Raw genomic sequence first — 4,609 nt, 5'->3', positions numbered from 1 at the left:
TTACCGCAATCAATATACATCGGTTCTATATCTGTACTCATTAGTAACCTAACGCCTCGCATAACGGGCTAATGATGCTTGGCTAAAATGTGAAGCGGAGCGGAACCGAGCCAAACTTTAGCAGTCCCGTGCTTAATGCGCTTGTTATGTGCTAATTGGCTAAGCCTGCTTTAAAGTTTGATAAAACTTTCTTCTTTAACTTGCTATCATCTAAAAAGTTAAGAAAGCTCGCCTTTATTTTGATTTTATCTTTATAGCTTTGATTTAATTTTTTTATTTTACCTTTATCAGTCTGTTGATAGGAATGTCCAAATTCGTTTAAAAAGCATATAGATAGAAGGTGTGTACACCGAAGTATATTTAAGGTTTTATCTTTATCATCATTGTCAATTTTAGAAAAATACTCGATGACTCGTCTAAGCGGATCGTAACTGTATTTTAACTTAGGAACAAAATCATCAAATTCAATAACTTTGTTGTTACTTACTACCCATCCGCTAAATCCTTTAAGTTCATTACGGTAAAAGTGGTTCGAATCATCATCTTGCTTATACCCCAATTCAGTTAATAAGTTGGATTCACAAAAAATATTTTTAAATGTTTTTACATAAAGTAAAAAAGTAATATCTTCTTCATCTGCAACCGTTGAGTCCATAGATAATAAGTCTTCTTCTGTTTTTATGCAGAAGTGAATTAAAACAAGAAACCTATATATGAAGCTGTTGAGGTAGTATTGGTTTGTCTGGAACCACTCTTTCTCACTAATGTTATGGTAACCCTTAGAAATATTTTTATTAAAATTAAACATCCTGTAGTTAAACTCCTCTGCGGCATTTAACAAAGGTACTTTTGTTTTCACAATCTCTTCTTTTAGTAATTTCTTTTGTTCGAATTTATATTCTTTTTGAAGTTTGTAATTTAATGAATAATTTTCATGGAAGACTTTAAACAACCAACCTAGTCCAAATATAAAAAGAGAAGTAATAGCTGAAACGATGGCTGCTTGAAGTTTTACATCTAATTCTAAAAAGTTCACTTGTATTCCTTTACTCGATTCTTGCCAACTACTGAAAGCACATAACGCCTTACTAATTGGCGCAAAAATGCTTGGCTAAAATTAGCGACGAAGGAGCACAAGCCAAGCGTTTTGCGTCCTTTTGAGTAACTTGTTATAAGCCATTAATTCAATCTAAAGACTCAGAAACAGCTACTTCTGCCTCTATGATAGCTCGATGTGCCTTTAAGCCAACATTACTAGAATAAAAATCTGCTGCAATCTTTAACTCTTCGGCTGTTAATAGCGAGAGAAGCTTTGTTCTAAATACAACTTTAGCTGCATTTACATTGATAGGATCAGTCATTATTTTTGAAGACATAGACTCGATAAAAATTCTTTTTTGATTTTCAGGTAAATCACTCAACATTTCTGAAAACAATTTTTCAGGACTGATATTTATTTCGCCACCAAATGAACTTAAGATTTCTTCCATTCCAAGTGCGACATAGAGTCGTTCGAATTCTTCGTTTGCATCAAGCTTAGGAGGAGTCGAAGAGCATGCGAATAGCGAAAGAGACATTAGCAGTAAAAGAGTTTTTTTCATCATCATCCTTAATTTAGTGCCAAACTAGAGTGGCTTATAACGCTTGCCTAACCGGCGAAAAATAGCAGGCTAAAATTAGCGACGAAGGAGCGCTGCCTGCTATTTTGCGTCCTTTGGTTTAGGCACTTGTTAAGTGCACGTTAAATACATTGGTACACTCCACCCATGTTCAAAAGCAGACTTAGCAAATGTATTATTCTCAATTTTAAAGCCATGAGATTCAAAGTAAGGGATTTGCTCATTTGATGAAGTGGTTAATGTAATTCTTGATATTTTGTTTGCACGACAATACTGCTTAATTTGGTCCAAATGGATACCAAAAAGGTTTAGTGATCTAAAGTGGTGTAAATCATATTTTTTATCTTTAGATGCAACAGGTTTATAAGGATTATAAAAAGCAACGTCCGCAATAAATAAATCGTTAGGGTACATTCTACAAAGTAAAAGCTGAATACAACCTCGTGAAACAACCTCCGGATCATCAAGTAAAGCGTACGAGAAAGACAAATCTTGTATAACTTTACGTTTAATGACTTTTTCTACTTTTTGATAAATAAGAGGGTTTCTGTGATCAAAATCAGATGCTAATTTTTGTGGATTTACTTTAGCCCCAGATTCAACAAATAACATCCAAGCTTGAGCGCCAATTTCAAAAAGAATATTTGGATCTTTTTCAGCTATTGTTAATACATTTTCGATACCCAATTGTTCGAATTCAATGTTGCAATCAAATTTATTAGCAATTGATTGTTTTTGCATTACATCATGTAGCTTCATACTTTCCCTTAGTGCACTTAACGTTCGAATAACGGGCGTTTACTTGCCCAAACTGATAGAAATGCCTGATTCACAGCGTTTCTATGAAAAAATGCGCCACGAGTAAACGTCCCACGTTAATTCGCTTGTTATGCGCCGGTTTCTTGCGGATTAAAGCCTTGAAAATAACTCTTTTTGCATTGCCAGCTCAGCATCAGATTTTGTCTCAGCTCGAAAAATAGAAGTCTGTTCCATATCCCTTGCTTTTAGTTTTTGTTTGCTTGTTTTTGCAGCTTCGTAAGTATTAAATGGCTCCGAAATACATGCCCTTCCGGGGTTACTACCATCTAATTCCACAACTCTATATCCGTACCAATACTTCATAGTTAATGTTTACCCATTTTTAGTCGCCACTCAGCAGCAGCTAATTCGTTACTACTAAAGAGTTCTTTAAAGCTTTCATCTAACATAATACTTTCAATGGTTAGATCGGATTTGCCGAGCTTTAACAGTTCTTTAAACCCATACTGAAATTCACCAGAAACTACAAACTTCTTTGCAACTTCAACAGGATGTGATTTACGGATCATTGATTCAAATCTTGTTGGGGCATATCCAATTTCATAACACTCCTTGACTGCACTGCGTACCTTAGCTTCAAAAAGATCTCGAATCTGCACTATATCCTCCATTAGGCGCATAACGCCGTTGTAACCGGCTAAAAATAGTTGGCTAAAATTTTGTGAGGCACGAACAAAGCCAACTGTTTTTTGTCCGTGTTTACAACTTTGTTATGCATTTTTTAAGCTAGAAATTGCCATCTTAATCGGTTCTAATCTTATTTGATGCATCTCAGCTATAACTTTTCGTTTATCTGTTTTAACGATAACGAAACCTTCTTTAGAATCATCCGCATACAGTTGAAAGAAATAAGGCAATTCTTTTATGAGTAAGTATGCTTTTATTACCGTTGATACTTGATTGTCATTTAACAAACCAACCTGATCTAATAAGGTATCATAAACGTCGGTAAAAAGAGTTTTTGGAATATGAGCATCAGAATTTATCGGCTTGCTCAATTGCTCAATTCTTGCCTCAAATGATGATAGGTTTATTTCCAATTCAGAGAGAATAGCAACTCTTACGCTGTCTGTTTTCGATTTAAGTTCACGTTTGTGCTGCTGCCTTGAAAAGAAACCATTGGCCAGAATTGTTACAACAACTCCAGAAAAGCCTAAGCATCCAGCAATTAAAATTTGATATTTTTGTAATAACTCACACATGCGAACTCGACTTTAGTGCATAACGCCTTAATAAACGGCGGAAAATAGCAGGCTAAACTAAGCGAAGAATGAGCGCAAGCCTGCTGTTTTGCGTCCACGGTTTAATTAATTTGTTAGCAGTACATTACACTGACTCAATGTTACTACCCTTAAACCACAAGCAATCATTATCTAAGTCTATTTCTTTGGATAGCTCATCGTATGGATCCAAACTTAAATAAACCATACTGTCATTTACAATAAGCTTGCAATGACTAATGTAATTATCTGAAAAGTCTTCGTAAAGTAAATATTCAGTAAGGTTATGAATCTTGTATGAAGAAGAAATGCCATCATTTGTCACAAGCTTAACTTCAGCGAAATTATTAGATGTTTCCCAATCGTATCCGATAGTGATTTGAGAAAGCATTTTATCTCTGAAACTAGAAGAATCCACGCAACCTTCCTTGTACTGCTAACGCCCGCCTAACACGCAATGTGTTGGCGTGGCTTTTTGCGTTGTTTGCCAAAACCATGACAACTTAACATTGTCGGAGTTTAGGCGCTTGTTATGTAACGTTACCACGAAAAATGACTTACGGCTTCTTTGTACGATGCTAACGCTTTATATATAGCAAGTTTTACTCTTAATTTTTTGTAAAACACTTGATAGCAAAATACAGGTAAAAACCACACAACGAACTGTAGAATTTGAATAAAGAGCAGCACAAATACAAGTTCGTTGTAAATACCATCGAGTAAAAAGAAGATTAAAACAAGGAAATTAAGTCCAACAAAAAGCCAGATGCCCCAACGAGCATCTTTTATGAGTTCTCTTAATTCTGTGGTTTTACTCGGAGCTTTCATATTCTCTAGTTACATAACATGTTTATAGCGAGCGAATCGCGCGTTTTTCTACCACTGCGTCGCTCGCTTTTCTGAATGACTCATTTGTAACAAACTTCTTAACTAATTGCCATTACTACTAAA

7 protein-coding genes are annotated in these 4,609 nt (G+C 35.2%); all 7 read right to left on the bottom strand.

What is annotated here, in order from left to right; genetic code table 11:
• Positions 1-151: 151 nt before the first annotated feature.
• Positions 152-1,036 (bottom strand): hypothetical protein, encoded by an 885-nt coding sequence (locus AN394_RS20860; protein ID WP_055022482.1) that lies wholly within the window; start codon positions 1,034-1,036, stop codon positions 152-154.
• 148 nt (positions 1,037-1,184) lie between these two features.
• The gene (locus AN394_RS20855; protein WP_055022481.1) at positions 1,185-1,601 is read right to left on the bottom strand and encodes a hypothetical protein; all 417 of its coding nucleotides are present in this window, start codon (positions 1,599-1,601) and stop codon (positions 1,185-1,187) included.
• A gap of 129 nt (positions 1,602-1,730) precedes the next feature.
• Complete coding sequence (locus AN394_RS20850; RefSeq protein ID WP_055022480.1) at positions 1,731-2,378, bottom strand: hypothetical protein; 648 nt, start codon at positions 2,376-2,378, stop codon at positions 1,731-1,733.
• A gap of 150 nt (positions 2,379-2,528) precedes the next feature.
• On the bottom strand, positions 2,529-2,714 hold the full coding sequence (locus AN394_RS20845) for a hypothetical protein (protein WP_152968967.1): 186 nt from the start codon (positions 2,712-2,714) through the stop codon (positions 2,529-2,531).
• Between the two features lie 29 nt (positions 2,715-2,743).
• A complete protein-coding gene (locus tag AN394_RS20840; protein WP_055022478.1) occupies positions 2,744-3,037 on the bottom strand; it encodes a hypothetical protein in 294 nt (97 codons plus the stop codon).
• Between the two features lie 111 nt (positions 3,038-3,148).
• Positions 3,149-3,640, bottom strand: coding sequence for a hypothetical protein (locus AN394_RS20835; RefSeq protein ID WP_055022477.1), 492 nt, complete (start codon positions 3,638-3,640; stop codon positions 3,149-3,151).
• Positions 3,641-3,764: 124 nt separating this feature from the next.
• Entirely contained in the window at positions 3,765-4,076 is a 312-nt protein-coding gene (locus tag AN394_RS20830; RefSeq protein WP_152968966.1) for a hypothetical protein, read from the bottom strand.
• Positions 4,077-4,609 lie beyond the last annotated feature (533 nt).

The sequence above is a fragment of the Pseudoalteromonas sp. P1-26 genome (assembly GCF_001401795.1).
In the GTDB taxonomy this organism is placed as follows: Bacteria; Pseudomonadota; Gammaproteobacteria; order Enterobacterales; family Alteromonadaceae; genus Pseudoalteromonas.
The sequence above is the reverse complement of the archived record's forward strand: the minus strand, read 5'-3'. Positions and strand labels throughout refer to the sequence as shown.